The following is an 18,685-nucleotide window of genomic DNA, read 5'->3' as shown; positions in this document are numbered from 1 at the left end:
GCGGGACCAGGCGGAACGGGCACCGGCCCGCCCGCCTCCCGCCCCATCCGGCCCGACCCCCGGCCCGACTGCCAGGCCCGACCTCCCAGGGAAGGACTCCCTCCGTGGCAACGACAACCCCCACACGGGGTGCCAAGTCTCCGCTCACCGGCGGCTCCGGCGCCGCGTCCGCACCACGCAGCGCGTGGCGTTCGCGACTGTGGCGCTTCGACGACAAGGTGTCGCCGTACGCGTACATCGCCCCCTTCTTCCTCGTCTTCGGTGCCTTCGGGCTCTACCCGCTCCTCTACACCGGCTGGATCGCCCTGCACCGGGTGGAGATGACGAGCCTCGACCAGTCCGAGTGGGTCGGCTTCGAGAACTTCACCAAGATCCTCCAGGACTCCGAGTTCTGGACGGCCGTCTCCAACACCTTCGTCATCGGCGTCATCTCGACCGTCCCGCAGCTGCTGGTCGCCCTGGGCCTGGCCCACCTGCTCAACTACAAGCTGCGCGCCAGCACCTTCTGGCGCACGGTCATCCTCACCCCGTACGCCACCTCGGTCGCGACCGCCGCCCTCGTCTTCGCCCTGGTGTTCCGGGCCGACGGCGGCCTTCTCAACTGGGCGCTGAGCCTCGTCGGCGTCGACGGCATCGACTGGGGCAACGGCCACTGGTCGTCCAAGATCGCCATCTCGATCATCGTGATCTGGCGCTGGACCGGCTACAACGCCCTGATCTACCTGGCGGCCATGCAGGCCGTGCCGACCGACCTGTACGAGGCGGCCTCGATCGACGGCGCCTCGCGCTGGCAGCAGTTCCGCAAGGTGACCATCCCCGCGCTGCGGCCGACGATCCTGTTCACCATCGTCATCTCGACGATCGGCGCCATGCAGCTGTTCGGTGAGCCGCTGCTGCTGCAGGGCGGCACGCTCGGCTCCGTCGGCGGCAGCGAGCACCAGTACGAGACGCTCAGCATCTACCTCTTCAACTACGGCTGGAAGCTGGGCCACCTGGGGCCGGCCGCCGCCGTGGCCTGGGCCATGCTCGTCCTGCTGCTGCTCATCGCCCTGATCAACTGGATCGTCAGCCGGTTCGTGCGCAAGAGCGCGGCCTGACGGGAGCGACAACGATGACCACGACACATACTCCCTACAAGACCGCCCCGCGCCCGGCCCACGCGGCCCCGCCCTCCCGCCCCGGCGGCAGGGGTGGCCGCCTGAGGATGGGCGCCGGCCAGCAGCTCAAGGGCGGCCCCTTCACCTACCTCGCGCTGATCGTCGTCGGCCTGGGGTCCGTCTTCCCGCTGTACTGGACGCTGGTGGCGGCCTCGCACGACCAGCAGAGGGTCCTCGACGACCCGCCGCCGTTCCTCCCGGGCGGCAGGCTGCTCAGCAACCTCGAAACGGCCTGGGAACAGGCCAACCTCGGCAAGGCCATCGTCAACACCGCCATCGTGGCCGGCTCCATCACCGCGGCCACGCTGTTCTTCTGCACCCTCGCCGGCTACGCCTTCGCCAAGATGCGCTTCCGCGGCCGGAACGTGCTGATGACCGCGGTCATCGCCACGCTCACCGTCCCGCCGCAGCTCAGCGTCGTCCCGCTGTACATGATGATGTCGGACATCGGCTGGCAGGGGGACCTGGAGTCGGTGATCTTCCCGACCCTGGTCGGCGCCTTCGGTGTCTTCTTCATGCGCCAGTACCTCATCGAGGCCCTGCCGTACGAACTCATCGAGGCGGCCAAGATGGACGGGGCGAACAACCTCCGCATCGTGTGGCACGTCGTCCTGCCCGCCGCCCGGCCCGCGATGATGGTGCTCGGCATGCTCACCTTCGTCCAGGCATGGAACGACTTCTTCTGGCCGTTCCTCGCCCTGAACCAGGAGAACCCGACCATCCAGGTCGCGCTCGGCCAGCTCAGCGCCTCCTACACCCCCGACCAGAGCATCGTCATGGCGGGAGCGCTGATCAGCACCCTGCCGCTGCTGGTGGTCTTCGTCGTCTTCGGCAAGCAGATCGTCGGCGGCATCATGGCGGGCGCCGTCAAGGGCTGACCCCGCGCCCCACCCCTTTGCCGGCGGGGTCCGGACCGCACACGGGTCCTGCCGCACCCCGGGCGCCCACCCCCGCGCCCCGCCTTCCCGCACCGCCGGGCCCCACCGTCCGGCCCCTCCTCACGCCACTTGGGAGCGTCCTCACCATGACCGCCGTACGACCCGAGACCCCCGCCCGGCCGGCCACCGGCGCCTCCTTCCCGACGGGCTTCGTCTGGGGCGCCGCCACCGCCGCCTACCAGGTCGAGGGCGCCGCCGCCGAGGACGGCCGCACGCCCTCCATCTGGGACACCTTCAGCCACACCCCCGGCAAGGTCCGCAACGGCGACACCGGGGACATCGCCGCCGACCACTACCACCGCTACCGCGACGACGTGGCCCTGATGAAGGACCTCGGCCTCAAGGCGTACCGCTTCTCCGTCTCCTGGTCCCGGGTCCAGCCCACCGGCCGCGGTCCCGCCGTCGAACGCGGCCTGGACTTCTACCGCCGTCTCACCGACGAGCTCCTGGAGGCGGGCATCACCCCCGTCGTCACCCTCTACCACTGGGACCTGCCCCAGGAGCTGGAGGACGCCGGCGGCTGGCCGCACCGCGACACCGCCGACCGCTTCGCCGAGTACGCCGCCATCACGGCCCGCGCCCTCGGCGACCGCGTCGGCGTGTGGACCACCCTCAACGAGCCGTGGTGCAGCGCCTTCCTCGGCTACGGCTCCGGCGTGCACGCCCCCGGTCGCACCGACCCGGCCGCGACCCTGCGCGCCGCCCACCACCTCAACCTGGCCCACGGCAAGGCGGTCGGCGTCCTGCGCGCGGCCCTGCCACAGGCCGCCCAGACCTCCATCACCCTCAACCTGCACCAGGTGCGCCCCCTCACCGACAGCCCCGAGGACGTCGAGGCGGCCCGCCGCATCGACGCGGTCGGCAACCGGATCTTCACCGGCCCCCTCCTCGACGGCGCCTACCCCGAGGACCTGCTCGCCGACACCGCGCACCTCGTCGACTGGAACGCGCTGGTCAAGGACGGCGACCTGGCGGAGATCTCCCGTCCGATCGACGTGCTCGGCGTCAACTACTACTCGCCGACCGTGGTCTCCGCGCCCGCCGACGGCGCCGGCACCACGAAGAACGACGGCCACGGCGCCAGCGACCACTCGCCGTGGACGGGCGCCGAGGACGTGGCCTTCCACCTCGCCAACGACGACGTGACCGCCATGAACTGGGCCATCGACGCGGACGGACTGCACACCCTGCTCACCGGCCTGGCGGCGTCCCACCCCGGCCTGCCGCTGATGGTCACCGAGAACGGCGCCGCCTTCGACGACTACGTCTCGCCCGAGGGCCGGGTCGAGGACCCGCAGCGCATCGCCTACCTCCGCTCCCACCTGGACGCCGTGCACCGGGCCGTCGCCGACGGCGCGGACGTCCGCGGCTACTTCCTGTGGTCCCTGTTGGACAACTTCGAGTGGGCCTACGGCTACTCCAAGCGCTTCGGCGCCGTCTACGTCGACTACGCCTCCCAGCGCCGCATCCCCAAGGCGAGCGCCCACTGGTACGCCGACGTGATCCGGCGCAACGCGCTGCCCGTCCCCGGTGAACCCGGCTGAGACCTGCCGTACCCACCCCGTGGGGGCACCTCCGGCACCGGTCGCGCCCCCACGGTTCCCGCACCGGCACGGGCGGGGGGATTCCGCCGCCCGCGGGGCACGCCGGGGGCGGGGACGCCCGGGCCGGGACTGTTAGATTCCTGGCCGGACAGCAGCGAGGGAAAGGCGACGACCATGGCGGTCAACGGCGGGCGGAGCCGGGGCGTCAGACGCCCGACCCTCGAGGAGGTCGCCGCCCGGGCCGGCGTCGGCCGCGGCACGGTCTCCCGGGTGATCAACGGCTCGCCCCGGGTCAGCGACGCGACCCGGGCCGCCGTCGAGGCGGCCGTCGCGGAACTCGGCTACGTCCCGAACACCGCCGCCCGCGCGCTCGCGGCCAACCGTACCGACGCGATCGCCCTGGTCGTCCCGGAGCCGGAGACCCGGTTCTTCGCCGAGCCCTACTTCTCGGAGATGCTGCGCGGCGTCGGCGCGGAGATCACCGACACCGAGATGCAACTGCTGCTGATCTTCGCGGGCAGCGACCGGGAACGGCAGCGGCTCGCCCAGTACCTGGCCGCGCACCGGGTGGACGGCGTCCTGCTGGTCTCGGTGCACGCCGACGACCCGCTGCCGGACATGCTGACCCAGCTGGAGATCCCCGCGGTGATCAGCGGTCCGCGCTCCGCCGCGGAGACGCTGGCCTCCGTGGACTCCGACAACTACGGCGGCGCCCGCTCGGCCGTCGAGCACCTGATGTCCCGGGGCCGCCGCCGCATAGCCCACATCACCGGCCACCTCGACGTCTACGGCGCCCAGCGGCGCGTGGACGGCTACCGCGACGCCCTGCGCGACGGGGGACTCGCCGCCGCCGACGAGCTGATCGAGCCGGGCGACTTCACCGAGGAGGGCGGCCGGCGCGCGATGGCGGAGCTGCTGCGTCGCTGTCCGGACCTGGACGCGGTCTTCGCCGCCTCGGACGTCACCGCGGCCGGTGCCCGCCAGGCCCTGCGGGAGGCGGGCCGGCGCATCCCGGACGACGTGGCGCTGGTCGGCTACGACGACTCGGCCATCGCCCGTCACCTGGACCCGCCGCTGACCAGCGTCCGGCAGCCCATCGAGGAGATGGGCCGCGCGATGATCGACCTGCTGATGACCGAGATCGCGGACCGCCGTCCGGCGGGGGCGCGGGAACGGCATCAGGTGGTGCTGGCGACGGAGCTGGTGGAGCGCGCCTCGTCGTGAGCGGGGCGGGGCGGGGCGCGGGTCCGCCCCGCTCACGCCCCGTGCGATCGGACTCATCAGATTCATCGGCCTCATCGGCCTCAACGTAATCAGCCGGTGACCCTCTTCCGAGGGTCACCGGCTGATTACTCAGGGTGAGTGACGGGACTTGAACCCGCGGCATCCTGGACCACAACCAGGTGCTCTACCAGCTGAGCTACACCCACCATGGCCGGTAGTCGGAACCTTTTGCGGGGTTCCCCGACCGGCTGAGAAAAAGTGTACAGGGTCCGAAGGGGTGCTCGCGCCCGCCTTTCGCGGCGCCGCTACGGGGCGGACACGACGTGCTTGGCGGCGATCGCCTTCGCGGTGTCGGAGTCGGGGCCCGGCTGCGGGACGAAGACGGCCTCCCGGTAGTAGCGCAGCTCGGCGATGGACTCGCGGATGTCGGCGAGGGCGCGGTGGTTGCCGTTCTTCTCGGGGCTGTTGAAGTACGCCCGCGGGTACCAGCGCCGGGCCAGCTCCTTGATCGAGGAGACGTCCACGATCCGGTAGTGGAGGTAGTCCTCCAGCGTCGGCATGTCCCGCAGCAGGAAGCCCCGGTCGGTGCCGACCGAGTTGCCGCACAGGGGGGCCTTGCCGGGTTCCTTCACGTACTCCCGCACATACGCCAGGACCTGTGCCTCGGCGTCCGCCAGCGTCGTGCCGCCGTCGAGCTCGGCGAGCAGGCCGGACGCGGTGTGCATCTGACGCACCACCTCCGGCATCGTCTCCAGGGCCCGCTCCGGCGGGCGGATGACGATGTCGACGCCCTCGCCGAGGATGTTCAGCTCGGAGTCGGTGACGAGGGCGGCCACCTCGATGAGCGCGTCGTCGGACAGCGAGAGGCCGGTCATCTCGCAGTCGATCCACACCATGCGATCGTTCATGTGGGACACCCTACGACCGGCCTCGGTCCGTCGGACCCCCGGCGTCGGTGCGGGCTCCCGGGGGCTGCCGTCCCCGAACCCCCGCTTCGGCCCGGACGGCCTCGTCCGCGAACTCTCCCGGAGGGGGACCCCGGGACGGGCCGAGTGGGCCCGCCCGCCCGGCGTGGGAGGGGCCCGGGCGGGCCGGAAGCGCCGGACAGGCTGGGCGAGGCTGCCCGCCCGGCGCTTTCGGAGTCACCTCACGGCGCGCTGCGCTGGCCCGGCAGGCTCGCCGCGGTGGCCGGGAGCGGGGTGCGACGGGACTGGAACGGGACCTGGTTCTCCGCCGGTGCGGCGGCGGCCTGCTGGCCGCCCTCGTGCGCGGTGGCGGGCCGGGACGCCCCCGCCGTACCGCCCTCCGCGTCCGCCGGCCGGTCGCCCTGCGGGCGGCGGGCCCGGTAGGCGGCCCGGTAGGCGGCCGGGGACGAGCCCAGCTGGCGGCGGAAGTGGCCGCGCAGCGCCACCGGCGAACGGAAGCCGCAGCGGCCCGCGACCTCGTCCACCGAGTAGTCGGACGTCTCCAGCAGCCGCTGCGCCTGGAGCACCCGCTGGGTGATCAGCCACTGCAGCGGCGCGCTGCCGGTCAGCGAGCGGAAGCGGCGGTCGAAGGTGCGCCGGCTCATGTACGCGCGGGCCGCCAGCGTCTCCACGTCGAACTGCTCGTGGAGGTGCTCCAGCGCCCAGGCGACGACCTCGGCGAGCGGGTCGGCGCCGATCTCCTCCGGTAAAGACCGGTCGAGGTAGCGCTCCTGGCCGCCGCTGCGGCGCGGGGGGACCACCAGGCGGCGGGCCAGCGCGCCGGCCGCCTCGCTGCCGTGGTCCGTGCGCACGATGTGCAGACACAGGTCGATGCCCGCCGCCGTGCCCGCCGACGTCAGCACGTCGCCGTCGTCCACGAACAGCTCGCGCGGGTCGACGTGCACCGACGGGTAGCGTTTGGCCAGCGTCGGCGCGTACATCCAGTGGGTGGTGGCGGGGCGGCCGTCCAGCAGGCCCGCCGCAGCCAGGACGAAGGCGCCGGTGCACAGCCCGACGATGCGGGCGCCCTCCTCGTGGGCCCGGCGCAGGGCGTCGAGCGCCTCCTGGGGCGGCGGGGAGGTGATCGACCGCCAGGCCGGCACGACGACCGTGCCGGCGCGTGAGATCGCCTCCAGGCCGTGCGGCGCGGTGAGTTCGAGGCCGCCCGTGGTGCGCAGCGGGCCGTCCTCGCCGGCGCACACCAGCAGTCGGTAGCGCGGCACGCCGGCGTCCTGGCGGTCGATCCCGAACACCGACAGCGGTATGGAACTCTCGAAGATGGGGCCGCCGCTGAACAGCAGCACCGCGACGATCTCCTTGCGGCGTCGCCCGGAGAGCTTCCGGGCCGCGGCTTCCGGCGCGGCAGTGGAGTCGTGGCTCATCCCGCTAAGCCCCCCTCGGTGGTCGCGGCGCCCTCAACCTTTCGGGTCTGTCGCTCCAACACGTTTCCCCTCGGTCCTGCACGAGTCCCCCGCCGTAGACAGTCAAGATCGAATCTACTGCGTCCCGTCGTACCGAGGTGGCCGGTTCGGCACTTGGGACATTGTCGACATGGCAACTTGGCGTGAAGCAGTCGATCACGAAGCGTCGCACTCCGGGACGCCCCAGGGAAGTGCGCCTTGTGGCAGTGGCCAATCCCCGTAGGGTGCGCGAGGCCCCCGAGAACCTGTCCGTGCAGGTGGAACGGGGATTGGGGGGTGGTTCGGGTCGGGGGAGAACCCCCTGCGGAAGTTGGCCGAAAAGAAGCGGGCGTGTGCGCGGAAACCGGTCAACCGACCGGTGTTCTCCCCGGCCGGTGCCCGCGCCCGCCCCGACCGGCACAGCGGCGGGCGGCGGACGCCGGTGAGGGCGGCCGGCCGGTCCCGCGGCGGTACAGGCCGCGCCGGCGAGGGAGGTGCCGTACCGGAGGAGCACGACCGGGACGAGGACGCGGCCGAACGCCGCCCGGCGGACCGGGTCCGCGACACCGTCCCGCGGGGGCGCCGTCGGTCCGGGAGTGCCGGACGGCGGCTCGCCGGGCGGCGGCTCGGCGGGCGGTGCGGTCCGGACGCGCGTGCTCCCCGGGGGCCGGCTCGCGGGGAGCGGCGGCCGTCCGGTCCGTCGGTCACGACGGGCCGCGGCCGGGTGAACGGGCAGTTGAATCCCGTGCAAACCGCCTGTACAGCGCAGCAACCATTGCGTTACGGGCGCCCCCTCGGGCATGCTCCGGGGAACCCGTGGCGGACGTGCGCGGGATCTGGGCGAAGGAGGCGTGCCGCCGTACCCTTGGGGGTATGGGGTTGGGAAGACGATTCCCGGACACAGCTCCGCTCCGCCGCACCTTGTTGGCCCCATAGAGGATACAAACGCCGAGACAGCCATGGCCGGTCACGAATTCTTCGAACCCGCGGACCGCAAGCGGCCCGTCGCCGAACCGACGGCGGCCGAGCCCCTGGCGGCGGAAGAGCCACGCCAGTCGTGCGACCCAGCCTTCAAGCACGGGGTCGTCGTGGGCTTCGACGGCTCCACCTCCAGCGAGCGCGCGCTCGCGTACGCCATCGGCATGGCGCGGCGGCTCGGCGCGGGCCTGGTCATCGTGCACGTCGCCAACCGGCTGCCGACCACGGTGTGGGCGGGCTGCGAACCCCCCGTCTTCGTCGATGTGCCGGACCACCGCACCGAGGTGCTGGGTCTGGAGCTGGCGTGTGCGGACTACCTGACCGAGGTGCCCTGGATCCTGGTCGAGCGCGGCGGCGACATCTGCCACGAACTCGAAGAGGTGGGCCGGGAGTACGAGGCGGACGCGATCGTCGTCGGCTCCAGCCACGGTCTCGTGGGCCGGCTCTTCGGCTCGGTCGCGGGACGCCTCGCCAAGCGGGCGCAGCGGCCCGTGGTGGTCATTCCCTGACGGCCGGACGGCCGGACGGGCCCGAGGTGACGCGAACGGCCCCGCACGCGTACGTGCGGGGCCGTTCGGCCGTCTGCCGGTGTGCTACTCCACCGTGACCGACTTGGCGAGGTTGCGCGGCTTGTCGATGTCCCGGCCCAGGGCCAGGGCCGTGTGGTAGGCGAGGAGCTGGAGCGGGATGCCCATCAGGATCGGGTCGAGCTCGTCCTCGTTCTTCGGGACGACGATCGTGTGGTCGGCCTTCTCCTGCTCCTGGTGGGCGACGGCGAGGATCTGGCCGCTGCGGGCCTTGATCTCCTCCAGGGCCGCGCGGTTCTTCTCCAGCAGGTCGTCGTCCGGCACGATCGCGACCGTCGGCAGGGCCGGCTCGATCAGGGCGAGCGGGCCGTGCTTGAGCTCGGAGGCCGGGTAGGCCTCGGCGTGGATGTAGGAGACCTCCTTGAGCTTCAGGGAGGCCTCGCGGGCGACCGGGTAGCCCCGCACGCGGCCGATGAAGAGCATCGAGCGGGCGTCGGCGTACTGCGCGGCCAGCTTCTTGATGTCCTCCTCCTGCTCCAGCATCTCGGAGATCTGCGCGGGCAGCTTGCGCAGGCCCTCGATGATCCGCTTGCCGTCGCGCACGGACAGGTCGCGGGTGCGGCCCAGGTGCAGGGCGAGCAGCGCGAAGGCGACACAGGTGTTGGTGAAGCACTTGGTGGAGACGACGCAGACCTCGGGGCCGGCGTGCACGTACATGCCGCCGTCGGCCTCGCGGGCGATCGCCGAGCCGACCACGTTGACGATGCCGAGGACCCGGGCGCCCTTGCGCTTGAGCTCCTGCACGGCGGCCAGCACGTCGTACGTCTCACCGGACTGGGAGACGGCGATGTAGAGGGTGCCGGGGTCCACGACCGCGTTGCGGTAGCGGAACTCGGAGGCGGGCTCGGCGTCGGCGGGGATGCGGGCCAGCTCCTCGATCATCTGGGCGCCGATCTGGCCCGCGTGGTACGAGGTGCCGCAGCCGAGGATCTTCACGCGGCGCACGGCGCGGGCGTCGCGGGCGTCCAGGTTGAGGCCGCCGAGGTGCACGGTGGAGAAGCGGTCGTCGATCCGGCCGCGCAGCACGCGGTCCACGGCCTCGGCCTGCTCGTGGATCTCCTTGTGCATGTAGGTGTCGTGGCCGCCCATGTCGTAGGAGGCGGCCTCCCACTCCACGGTGGTGGGCTCGGAGGTGGTCCGGGTGCCCTCGGTGGTGTAGGTGCGGAAGTCGTCGGCCTTGAGGGTGGCCATCTCGCCGTCGTCGAGGGTGACTATCTGCCGGGTGTGGGCGACCAGCGCGGCGATGTCGGAGGCGACGAACATCTCCTTCTCGCCGATGCCGAGGACGACCGGCGAGCCGTTGCGGGCGACGACGATGCGCTCGGGGAAGTCGGCGTGCATCACGGCGATGCCGTACGTGCCCTCGATCACCCGCAGGGTCTCGCGGACCTTGTCCTCGAGCTTCTCGGCCTCGGAGCGGGCGATGAGGTGGACCAGGACCTCGGTGTCGGTCTCGGAGAGGAACTCGACGCCGTCCGCCTCCAGCTTGCGACGCAGGTCGGCGGCGTTGTCGATGATGCCGTTGTGCACGACGGCGACCTTGTGGTCGGCCGACATGTGCGGGTGGGCGTTCACGTCGGAGGGGGCGCCGTGGGTGGCCCAGCGGGTGTGGGCGATGCCGGTGGTGCCCTTGAAGCGCGCCGGGACCTTGGCCTCCAGGTCGCGGACGCGGCCCTTGGCCTTGACCATCTTCAGGCCGGCCGCCTTCGGCGACGTGACGACGATGCCCGCCGAGTCGTAGCCGCGGTACTCCAGGCGCTGGAGGCCCTCGAGCAGCAGGGGCGCGACGTCACGCTTGCCGATGTATCCGACGATTCCGCACATATACCGTATTCCTCGCAGGTCTCGTGTCCGGCGGCCGGTCAGCCGTAGACGATGCGGCGCAGCTGGCGGAGCGTCAGCTCCGGCGGTGCCACCGCGCGGTACTTCAGTTCCGCCGCGATCCGTTCGAAGATCGTCGCGTTCACCTGGCCCTGGGCCTGGAGTTCGCGGTGGCGGCGACGGACGTACTCCTCGGTCGTCTCGTCGAAGTAGGCGAGCACGTCCTGGATCACGCGCAGTGCCTCGCCCCGGTTGAGGGGCGTGGACCGCGTCAGATGATCAACGAGTTCGTCGTGCACCCGGTAGATCCTGGAGTACGGCAGACGGTTTCGCAAGAATCTTGCCCGATTTCGGGCAGGGGTCCTACATTCGCTTCAGAACCGCCTGCTTGGCCAGGGTGAACTCCTCGTCCGTCAGCACTCCGGAGCGGTGCAGCTCACCCAGCTCCCGCAGCCGCCGCAGCAGCGCGTCGTGGTCGTCCTCGGGAGCGGGAGCGGGAGCAGGGGTGGCGGTGGGGGCGAGGGCCGGGGTGGGCTCGGCCGGGCGCGTGTCCTCGGGGGCGGGCGGTCCCGACGGGTGCGGGAGCCGGGCCTGGACGGCGGCGGCCACCAGGGCCATCAGTGGGTCCTTCCTGAACCCCCACAACTCGACCGCGTTGGGGTCGTACTTGGGCGGCACCTTGGCCGGCGCGCCCCGCACGGTGAAGCGGAGGTGGCCGTTCTCCAGGCCCACCGCCGGCTGCCACTCCACGGCGAGGACGTCCGCGAGCGCGAGGACGCGCGGCCCGCCGGCGGACTTGGCGTCCTCCGCCTGCCACTTCCACTCCAGCCGCACCCGCTCGCCGTCGAAGCTCGCCGTGCCGTCCCCGGCGGACACCGAGAGGGGGACGGAGGGCCCCGCCAGCAGGTAGGAGTCCACCGGGCCGGACGGAACCCGCTCCAGCAGCAGGGCGTTGCGCACCTCGTCCACCAGGTACTCGGCGACGCCGTACCGGTCGGACTCCACGACCAGCTGGTACGGGTCGTGCGGCTCGGTCAGCCGGCCGCCGGTCGCGTGGAGCAGGGGATCGGCGCCGTCCCGCAGGCGCAGCCTGAGCCGTCCGGACCTCTTTCCCTGCTCGAACGATATGCCCGCCAACGCCCGCAGCGGGACGGGCAGTTCGCCCAGCTCCCGGCGGAGCGGGCTGACGTTCTTGTCACGTCCGGGCGTCAGCCGCAGGGTGTCGCCGTCGAAGACCCACGTTCCGTCCTTCTGGATGATTTCCGCCATGCGGGGATTGTTCCATCGCTTCTGTGTACGGCGATTGTGCGGGAGAGTGGTCTATACCCATCGTGAAGGGAGAGCACGTGAGACGGCACCAACGGCACCGCGGAACGACTCCCCGCATGACCCGGCTGCTCGGGGCGCTGCTGCTCGTGGCGGCGGCGGGAGCCTTCACCGTCGGCGCGGCCCCGGCCCAGAAGGCGACCGCGACCCCCCTGGACCGGGTGATCCCCGCCCCGTCCTCGGTCGACCCCGGCGGATCCCCGTACCGCATCACCCGGGGCACCCACATCCGCGTCGACGGCTCGCGCGAGGCGCGCCGCGTCGGCGACTACCTCGCCGGGATCCTGCGGCCCTCCACCGGCTACCGCCTGCCCGTCACCACCCACGGCGACGGCGGCATCCGGCTGCGCCTGGCGAAAGGCCCCTACGGCGACGAGGGCTACCGTCTCGACAGCGGCCGCGCCGGCGTCACCATCACCGCCGCGAAGCCCGCCGGCCTCTTCCACGGCGTCCAGACCCTGCGCCAACTGCTCCCCGCGGCCGTCGAGAAGAACTCCGTCCAGCCAGGCCCCTGGCTGGTCGCGGGCGGCACCGTCGAGGACACCCCGCGCTACGCGTGGCGCGGCGCCATGCTGGACGTGTCCCGGCACTTCTTCACCGTCGACGAGGTCAAGGGCTACATCGACCGGATCGCCCTCTACAAGTACAACAAGCTCCACCTGCACCTCAGCGACGACCAGGGCTGGCGCATCGCCATCGACTCCTGGCCGCGCCTGGCGGCGTACGGCGGCTCCACCGAGGTCGGCGGCGGGCCCGGCGGGTACTACACCAAGGACGACTACAAGGAGATCGTGCGCTACGCGGCCTCCCGCCACCTGGAGGTCGTCCCCGAGATCGACATGCCGGGGCACACCAACGCGGCCCTCGCCTCCTACGCCGAGCTGAACTGCGACGGCGTGGCACCCCCGCTGTACACCGGCACCAAGGTCGGCTTCAGCTCGCTGTGCGTCGGCAAGGACGTCACCTACGACTTCGTGGACGACGTCGTGCGCGAGGTCGCCGCGCTCACCCCGGGACGCTACCTCCACATCGGCGGTGACGAGGCGCACTCCACCAGCCACCCCGACTACGTGGCGTTCATGGAGCGGGTGCAGCCGATCGTCGCGAAGTACGGCAAGACGGTCGTCGGCTGGCACCAGCTGGCCGGCGCCACCCCCGCCGAGGGCGCGCTCGTCCAGTACTGGGGCCTGGACCGCACCAGCGACGCGGAGAAGGCGCAGGTCGCGAAGGCCGCCCGGAACGGGACCGGGCTGATCCTGTCCCCGGCCGACCGGACGTACCTCGACATGAAGTACACCAAGGACACCCCGCTGGGCCTGTCCTGGGCGGGCTACGTGGAGGTGCAGCGGTCCTACGACTGGGACCCGGCCGCCTACCTGCCGGGCGCGCCGGCCGCCGCGGTCCGGGGCGTCGAGGCGCCGATGTGGACGGAGACGCTGGCGAACGCGGAGCAGCTCGACTTCATGGCCTTCCCGAGGCTGCCGGGCGTCGCCGAGCTGGGCTGGTCCCCGGCCGGGACCCACGACTGGGACGCCTACAAGCAGCGGCTCGCCGCGCAGGCGCCGCGCTGGGAGGCGCTGGGCATCGACTACTACCGGTCGCCCCAGGTCCCCTGGACGGACTGACCCGCGACGCCCGACGGGCACCCCGGAGGACCGTCTCCGGGGTGCCCGCCCGTTTGCACGGGGCCGTCAGAGGCCCGCGAGGGGGTTCTTCAGGGTGCCGACCAGCTGCAGCGCGCCGGACGGGTCCGCGAGGTCCACCATCTGCCGGTTGTCGCGCAGCTGGAGCCGGTTGAGGCAGGACAGCGCGAACTCGGGCGCGAACATGTCGTACTGGCGGAACTTGTCGGCCAGCTCCGGCACCGACTCCTGATAGGCGCGGGTGACCTCCGCGACCGTCCGCCAGAAGCCGTCCTCCTCGAGGATCCCCTCCTCGGCGAGGTTCGCGGCCAGGAAGCGGAAGAAGCAGTCGAAGACGTCCGTGAAGATCGACAGCAGCTTCATGTCCTCGGGGACGTCCACGGCGATGCGCGAGACCTCCGGCGGCAGCACCGCGTCCGGGTCCATCACCGCGATCTCCTCGGCGATGTCCTTATAGACCGCCCGCCGCACCACCCCGTCCTCCAGCACGAGGATCACGTTCTCGCCGTGCGGCATGTAGACCAGGTCGTAGGCGTAGAAGCTGTGCAGCAGCGGGACGAAGTAGGCCCGCAGGTAGTGCCGCAGCCACTCGGTGGGCGTGAGCCCCGACCGCTCGATCAGCGCGCCCGCGAAGGAGGCGCCCTCGTGGTCGACGTGGACGAGGGAGGCCATCGTGGCGAGCGTCTCGCCGTCCCGGAGCGAGGGCACCGGGCTCTCGCGCCACAGCGCCGCCAGCATCTTGCGGTACGGCGAGTAGCGGTCGGTGGCCTGCTCGTACTCCAGGTGCCGGTAGCCGACGGCCGCCCGCTCCCGGATGATCGTCAGGCCCGTCGACTTCAGCACCGGGTCGTTCTCGACGAGCTGCGCCAGCCAGTCGTTGATGGCCGGGGTGGCCTCCATGTAGGCGGCGGACAGGCCGCGCATGAAGCCCATGTTGAGGACGGACAGGGCCGTCTTCACGTAGTGCTTCCCGGGGTGGGTGGTGTTGAAGAAGGTGCGGATGGACTGCTGGGCCAGGTACTCGTCGTCGCCCTCGCCCAGGCACACCAGGTGCTGCCGGGCGACCTCGGCGGCGAAGGTGACGGTGAGCTTGTTCCACCACTGCCAGGGGTGGACCGGGATGAACAGGTAGTCGGCCGGGTCCAGGCCCCGCTCGCGCAGGACGCCGTGGAAGCGCTCGACGGTCGCCTCGCCCAGCTCCTCCCGCAGGAACGACTCGTACTCGATGCCCACGCCCGCCGTGAACGCCGCCCGCGAGCGGTGCGCGGCCAGCCACACCAGCCGGACGGGGCTCGCGGTCTCGGGGGCGTACGACAGGTAGTCGTGGATGCCGAAGCCGAGCCGCCCGTTGTTGGCGACGAAGCAGGGGTGGCCCTCGGTCATGCCGGTCTCGACGGCCTGGAAGCCGCTTCTCGCCAGCTCGGCGGAGGTGACCTGCGGCTTGGTGAGCTTGTAGCAGGTGCCGGAGAGCGTGGAGGAGATCTCCTCCAGGTAGACCGGCAGGATGGCGTCGCTCAGGCCCAGGGACTCCTTCAGCTCGATGACGAAGTCCAGCGCGGTGAGCGGGAGTTCGGCGCCGTCGCGGTGGCGGGTGATCGAGTCGGCGTCCACCTGCCAGTGGTCCAGGGCGCGGACGGTGGCGGTGAAGCGGTAGCAGGTCAGGCCGTCGTCGCTGCGGACGACGTACGCGTCCCCGTCCCGCTCGGGCGTGAGCAGCCGCTCGTGCGTGAACTCGGCCAGCGCCTTGCGGACCAGGAGGCGGTTGGCCCGCTCCCAGCGTTCGGGGGAGAGGTGGGCGACGGCGTCGGCGAGGCTCATGCGGACACCGCCTTCTCGAACTGCTCGCGGGTGCAGAAGCTCAGCAGCGCCTTCTTCTCCGGCTTCTGGATCTCGCGCTCGGGCACGAAGCCGACGGCCGCGTTCAGCGCGTGGACGGCCTTGTTGCCGACGTCCGGCTCGACGACGACGCGGGCGGTGGCCGGGTCGGCGAACAGCTCGGTCATCACGGCGGTGATCACGGCCCGGGTGAAGCCGTGCAGCGGCCGGTCGGTGGGGGCGACCAGGAAGTGCATGCCGACGTCGCCCGGCTCCGGCTCGTACAGGCCGACCAGCTCGCGGTGGGCCGGGTCGTACCTCTCCATCAGGAAGGCGGGGACGCCGTCGTGCAGGCCGAGGTAGGCGTGGTGGTGCTCGTCGGCGGCTATCTCCAGGTAGGCCCGCTCGACGTCCTCCAGTTTCGCGTCCTGCATCATCCAGAACGCGGACTTGGGGTGCGTGACCCAGCCGTGCAGCAGCTCGGCGTCCTTCAGCGGGTCGAGGGGGCGGAGGGTGAGGGCGCCGATGCCGGCGGCCGTGGTGGGGGTGCTCATACGGCGAACTCCTGGAACGCGATGGTCTTCTCGACCGGGTAGTACTCGGTGCCACCGAGCATCTCTCGGATGATGTAGCTGTTGCGGTAGGCACCCATGCCCAGATCGGGGCTGGTGATGCTGTGGGTGTGGACCCCCGCGTTCTGGAGGAACACGCCCCGGCCGGTGACGTCGATCGCGTAGTTGCGGCCGACGTCGAAGTTGCCCTGCCCGTCGTACCGCAGCCGGTCCCGGACGGGCTTGAGGAACTCCGGCTCGGCGTACCGGTAGCCGGTGGCCAGGATCAGGCCGTCCGAGCGGATCTCGAAGTCCTTGCCCTGCTCCTCCTGGCGGAAGCCGAGCGTGTACGTGCCGTCGGCGTAGCGGGCGCTGGTCAGCGCGGAGTTGGTGAGCAGCCGGGTGGGGACGGGACCGCCGAGGTTCTTCTGGTAGAGCAGGTCGAAGATCGCGTCGATCAGGTCGCCGTCGATGCCCTTGAACAGGCCCTTCTGCTCGGCCGTGAGCCGGTAGCGGGTCGCCTCGGGCAGCGCGCGGTAGTAGTCCACGTACTCCGGGGAGGTCATCTCCAGCGTGAGTTTGGTGTACTCCAGCGGGAAGAAGCGCGGGGAGCGCGTCACCCAGTTCAGCCGGTAGCCGTGGACGTCGATCTCGCTGAGCAGGTCGTGGTAGATCTCGGCGGCGGACTGGCCGCTGCCGACCAGCGTGATCGACTCCTTCTTCTGCAGCTCCGCCTTGTGCTGGACGTAGCGGGAGTTGTGGATGAAGTCGCCGGCCAGGCCCCGGCAGGCGTCCGGGATGTGCGGCGGGGTGCCGGTGCCGAGGACGAGGCGGCGGGCGCGGTAGGTGTCGCCGGACGTGGTGGCGACGGCGTACAGCTCCTCCGCCTCGTCGTACGTCACCTCGGTGACCGTCGTGGAGAAGCGGACGCTGCTCAGTTTGTTCGCGGCCCAGCGGCAGTAGTCGTCGTACTCGACGCGCAGCGGGTAGAAGTTCTCCCGGATGTAGAACGAGTAGAGCCGGCCCTTCTCCTTCAGGTAGTTGAGGAAGGAGTACGGGGACGTCGGGTCGGCGAGGGTGACCAGGTCCGACATGAACGGGGTCTGGAGGTGGGCGCCGTCCAGGAACATGCCGGCGTGCCACTCGAAGTCGGGCTTGGACTCCAGGAAGACGCCGTTCAGCTCGGCGATGGGCTCGGTGAGGCAGGCCAGGCCGAGGTTGAAGGGGCCGAGGCCTATCCCGACGAAGTCGTACGGGGCACTGGCTTCAGGAAGCGCGGTCAAGGGACTCTCCCAGGTACTGCTCGGCGTGGCCGGCGATCAGGTCGAGGACGGCGGCGATGTCGGCCGTGGTCGTCTCGGGGTTGAGCAGGGTGAACTTCAGGTAGTGGCGGCCGGCCACCTTGGTGCCCGCGACCACCGCGTCGCCGGAGGCGAACAGGGCCTTGCGGGCGTACAGGTTGGCGCGGTCGATCTCGGCGGGCTCGGTGACGGCCGCCGGGACGTAGCGGAAGACCAGCGTGGACAGGCTCGGTTCGACGACCACGTCGAAGCGCGGGTCGGCGGCGAGCAGCCGCCAGCCCTCGGCGGCGAGGTCGCACACCTCGTCGAAGAGCTCGCCGATGCCGTCGGCGCCCATCACGCGCAGCGTCATCCACAGCTTGAGGGCGTCGAAACGGCGGGTGGTCTGCAGGGACTTGTCGACCTGGTTGGGGATGCGCTCGCGCACCATGCGGCGCGGGTTGAGGTACTCCGCGTGGTAGGTGGCGTGGCGCAGGGTGGCCCCGTCCCTCACCAGCAGGGCGGACGAACTCACCGGCTGGAAGAAGGACTTGTGGTAGTCGACGGTGACGGAGTCGGCCCGCTCGATGCCGGTCAGCCGGTCCCGGTACTTCAGGGAGGCGAGCAGTCCGCAGCCGTAAGCGGCGTCCACGTGCAGCCACACCCCGTACTGGGCGCACAGCGCGGCGATCTCCGGCAGCGGGTCGATGGAGCCGAAGTCGGTGGTGCCGGCGGTGGCGACGACGGCCATGGGGACGAGGCCGTCCGCGGCGCAGCGCTCCAGCTCGCGGGCGAGGGCGACGGTCTGCAGGCGCTTGTCGTGGTCGACGGGGACCGTGACGACGGCGTCGGGGCCGAGGCCGAGCAGTTTCGCCGACTTCTGCACGCTGAAGTGGCTGACCTCGGAGGCGAAGACGCGCAGCTTCCCGAGCTCCTCGGTCTTGGCCTCCTCGCGGGCCAGCAGCAGCGCCTGGAGGTTGGACTGGCTGCCGCCGGAGGTGAACACGCCGTCGGCGGCGGGGCCGAGGCCGGCGCGGGCGGCGGTCCAGTCGATCAGTTTCCGCTCGATGAGGGTGCCGCCGGCCGACTGGTCCCAGGTGTCCAGGGAGGAGTTGACGGCGGACAGGACCGCCTCGCCGAGCACGGCCGGGATGACGACCGGGCAGTTGAGGTGGGCGAGGTAACGGGGGTGGTGGAAGTAGACGGCGTCGCGGAGGTAGACGTCCTCCAGCTCGTCGAGGACCGCGGCCGTGTCGTGCAGCGGCGTGTCGAGGTCGATCGCGTCGATGCGCGGGGCGAGGGCGTCGACCGTGACGCCGGTGAACGGCCGGTCGGTGGCGGCGAGTTTGGCGGCCACCCGCTCGACTCCTTGGGTCACGGAGCGGCGGTACCGCTCCGCGGTGGTGCCGTTGAGCAGGTGCGAGCGCATGTGGGGGTCCTCCGGTGGGGATGGTCC

15 protein-coding genes and 1 tRNA gene are annotated in these 18,685 nt (G+C 71.5%); 6 read left to right on the top strand and 10 right to left on the bottom strand.

The window, feature by feature from the left end; genetic code table 11:
• Window positions 1–104: 104 nt before the first annotated feature.
• The 4 genes from ACIRFH_RS01645 (at window position 105) to ACIRFH_RS01630 (ending at window position 4,863) form a co-directional block, all read left to right on the top strand.
• Window positions 105–1,097, top strand: coding sequence for a carbohydrate ABC transporter permease (locus tag ACIRFH_RS01645; RefSeq protein ID WP_403516549.1), 993 nt, complete (start codon window positions 105–107; stop codon window positions 1,095–1,097).
• Window positions 1,098–1,111: 14 nt separating this feature from the next.
• The gene (locus tag ACIRFH_RS01640) at window positions 1,112–2,035 is read left to right on the top strand and encodes a carbohydrate ABC transporter permease (protein ID WP_403516548.1); all 924 of its coding nucleotides are present in this window, start codon (window positions 1,112–1,114) and stop codon (window positions 2,033–2,035) included.
• Between the two features lie 146 nt (window positions 2,036–2,181).
• Window positions 2,182–3,639, top strand: a complete 1,458-nt coding sequence (locus ACIRFH_RS01635; protein WP_403516547.1) for a GH1 family beta-glucosidase — start codon at window positions 2,182–2,184, stop codon at window positions 3,637–3,639.
• A 174-nt stretch (window positions 3,640–3,813) separates the two neighbouring features.
• Window positions 3,814–4,863: a LacI family DNA-binding transcriptional regulator gene (locus tag ACIRFH_RS01630; RefSeq protein ID WP_403516546.1), complete on the top strand. Its 1,050-nt coding sequence runs from the start codon at window positions 3,814–3,816 to the stop codon at window positions 4,861–4,863.
• Window positions 4,864–4,996: 133 nt separating this feature from the next.
• Here ACIRFH_RS01630 and ACIRFH_RS01625 read toward each other — a convergent pair.
• The 3 genes from ACIRFH_RS01625 to ACIRFH_RS01615 form a co-directional block, all read right to left on the bottom strand.
• A tRNA-His gene (locus tag ACIRFH_RS01625) sits at window positions 4,997–5,069 on the bottom strand.
• Window positions 5,070–5,168: 99 nt separating this feature from the next.
• A complete protein-coding gene (gene orn, locus ACIRFH_RS01620; RefSeq protein WP_403516545.1) occupies window positions 5,169–5,771 on the bottom strand; it encodes an oligoribonuclease in 603 nt (200 codons plus the stop codon).
• Window positions 5,772–6,010: 239 nt separating this feature from the next.
• Complete coding sequence (locus ACIRFH_RS01615; protein ID WP_403516544.1) at window positions 6,011–7,210, bottom strand: helix-turn-helix domain-containing protein; 1,200 nt, start codon at window positions 7,208–7,210, stop codon at window positions 6,011–6,013.
• A 977-nt stretch (window positions 7,211–8,187) separates the two neighbouring features.
• Here ACIRFH_RS01615 and ACIRFH_RS01610 point away from each other — a divergent pair.
• Window positions 8,188–8,715: a universal stress protein gene (locus tag ACIRFH_RS01610; RefSeq protein WP_403516543.1), complete on the top strand. Its 528-nt coding sequence runs from the start codon at window positions 8,188–8,190 to the stop codon at window positions 8,713–8,715.
• A gap of 84 nt (window positions 8,716–8,799) precedes the next feature.
• Here the strand turns inward: ACIRFH_RS01610 and glmS are convergent, their stop codons facing one another.
• The 3 genes from glmS to ACIRFH_RS01595 all read right to left on the bottom strand — a co-directional run bounded on the left by glmS (window position 8,800) and on the right by ACIRFH_RS01595 (window position 11,883).
• Window positions 8,800–10,617, bottom strand: a complete 1,818-nt coding sequence (glmS, locus tag ACIRFH_RS01605; RefSeq protein ID WP_403516542.1) for a glutamine--fructose-6-phosphate transaminase (isomerizing) — start codon at window positions 10,615–10,617, stop codon at window positions 8,800–8,802.
• A 38-nt stretch (window positions 10,618–10,655) separates the two neighbouring features.
• On the bottom strand, window positions 10,656–10,913 hold the full coding sequence (locus ACIRFH_RS01600) for a hypothetical protein (protein WP_403516649.1): 258 nt from the start codon (window positions 10,911–10,913) through the stop codon (window positions 10,656–10,658).
• Window positions 10,914–10,977: 64 nt separating this feature from the next.
• Window positions 10,978–11,883, bottom strand: a complete 906-nt coding sequence (locus tag ACIRFH_RS01595; RefSeq protein ID WP_403516541.1) for a DUF4429 domain-containing protein — start codon at window positions 11,881–11,883, stop codon at window positions 10,978–10,980.
• A gap of 77 nt (window positions 11,884–11,960) precedes the next feature.
• Between ACIRFH_RS01595 and ACIRFH_RS01590 the strand changes: the two genes are divergently transcribed.
• On the top strand, window positions 11,961–13,565 hold the full coding sequence (locus ACIRFH_RS01590) for a beta-N-acetylhexosaminidase (protein ID WP_403516540.1): 1,605 nt from the start codon (window positions 11,961–11,963) through the stop codon (window positions 13,563–13,565).
• A 66-nt stretch (window positions 13,566–13,631) separates the two neighbouring features.
• On the opposite strand, the gene ACIRFH_RS01585 is transcribed toward ACIRFH_RS01590, so the two are convergent.
• From ACIRFH_RS01585 to desA, 4 genes are read right to left on the bottom strand one after another with little or no spacing between them, the layout of a single operon-like run.
• The gene (locus ACIRFH_RS01585) at window positions 13,632–15,401 is read right to left on the bottom strand and encodes an IucA/IucC family protein (RefSeq protein WP_403516539.1); all 1,770 of its coding nucleotides are present in this window, start codon (window positions 15,399–15,401) and stop codon (window positions 13,632–13,634) included.
• Entirely contained in the window at window positions 15,398–15,952 is a 555-nt protein-coding gene (locus ACIRFH_RS01580; RefSeq protein WP_403516538.1) for a GNAT family N-acetyltransferase, read from the bottom strand. The genes ACIRFH_RS01585 and ACIRFH_RS01580 overlap by 4 nt, the downstream gene beginning before the upstream one ends.
• A complete protein-coding gene (locus ACIRFH_RS01575; protein ID WP_403516537.1) occupies window positions 15,949–17,232 on the bottom strand; it encodes a lysine N(6)-hydroxylase/L-ornithine N(5)-oxygenase family protein in 1,284 nt (427 codons plus the stop codon). The genes ACIRFH_RS01580 and ACIRFH_RS01575 overlap by 4 nt, the downstream gene beginning before the upstream one ends.
• The gene (gene desA / locus ACIRFH_RS01570) at window positions 17,216–18,658 is read right to left on the bottom strand and encodes a lysine decarboxylase DesA (protein WP_403516536.1); all 1,443 of its coding nucleotides are present in this window, start codon (window positions 18,656–18,658) and stop codon (window positions 17,216–17,218) included. The genes ACIRFH_RS01575 and desA overlap by 17 nt, the downstream gene beginning before the upstream one ends.
• Window positions 18,659–18,685: the final 27 nt, after the last annotated feature.

The organism is Streptomyces sp. NPDC093586 (assembly GCF_044764905.1).
Taxonomy (GTDB): domain Bacteria; phylum Actinomycetota; class Actinomycetes; order Streptomycetales; family Streptomycetaceae; genus Streptomyces.
This window is presented reverse-complemented; position numbering and strand designations above follow the sequence as displayed.

Excerpts from the sequence above, each read along its gene's own strand:
- glmS (WP_403516542.1), bottom strand. The coding sequence starts at position 10,617 with ATGTGCGGAATCGTCGGATACATCGGCAAGCGTGACGTCGCGCCCCTG.
- ACIRFH_RS01580 (WP_403516538.1), bottom strand. The coding sequence starts at position 15,952 with ATGAGCACCCCCACCACGGCCGCCGGCATCGGCGCCCTCACCCTCCGC.
- ACIRFH_RS01615 (WP_403516544.1), bottom strand. The coding sequence starts at position 7,210 with ATGAGCCACGACTCCACTGCCGCGCCGGAAGCCGCGGCCCGGAAGCTC.
- ACIRFH_RS01585 (WP_403516539.1), bottom strand. The coding sequence starts at position 15,401 with ATGAGCCTCGCCGACGCCGTCGCCCACCTCTCCCCCGAACGCTGGGAG.
- orn (WP_403516545.1), bottom strand. The coding sequence starts at position 5,771 with ATGAACGATCGCATGGTGTGGATCGACTGCGAGATGACCGGCCTCTCG.
- ACIRFH_RS01640 (WP_403516548.1), top strand. The coding sequence starts at position 1,112 with ATGACCACGACACATACTCCCTACAAGACCGCCCCGCGCCCGGCCCAC.
- ACIRFH_RS01610 (WP_403516543.1), top strand. The coding sequence starts at position 8,188 with ATGGCCGGTCACGAATTCTTCGAACCCGCGGACCGCAAGCGGCCCGTC.
- desA (WP_403516536.1), bottom strand. The coding sequence starts at position 18,658 with ATGCGCTCGCACCTGCTCAACGGCACCACCGCGGAGCGGTACCGCCGC.
- ACIRFH_RS01630 (WP_403516546.1), top strand. The coding sequence starts at position 3,814 with ATGGCGGTCAACGGCGGGCGGAGCCGGGGCGTCAGACGCCCGACCCTC.
- ACIRFH_RS01595 (WP_403516541.1), bottom strand. The coding sequence starts at position 11,883 with ATGGCGGAAATCATCCAGAAGGACGGAACGTGGGTCTTCGACGGCGAC.
- ACIRFH_RS01635 (WP_403516547.1), top strand. The coding sequence starts at position 2,182 with ATGACCGCCGTACGACCCGAGACCCCCGCCCGGCCGGCCACCGGCGCC.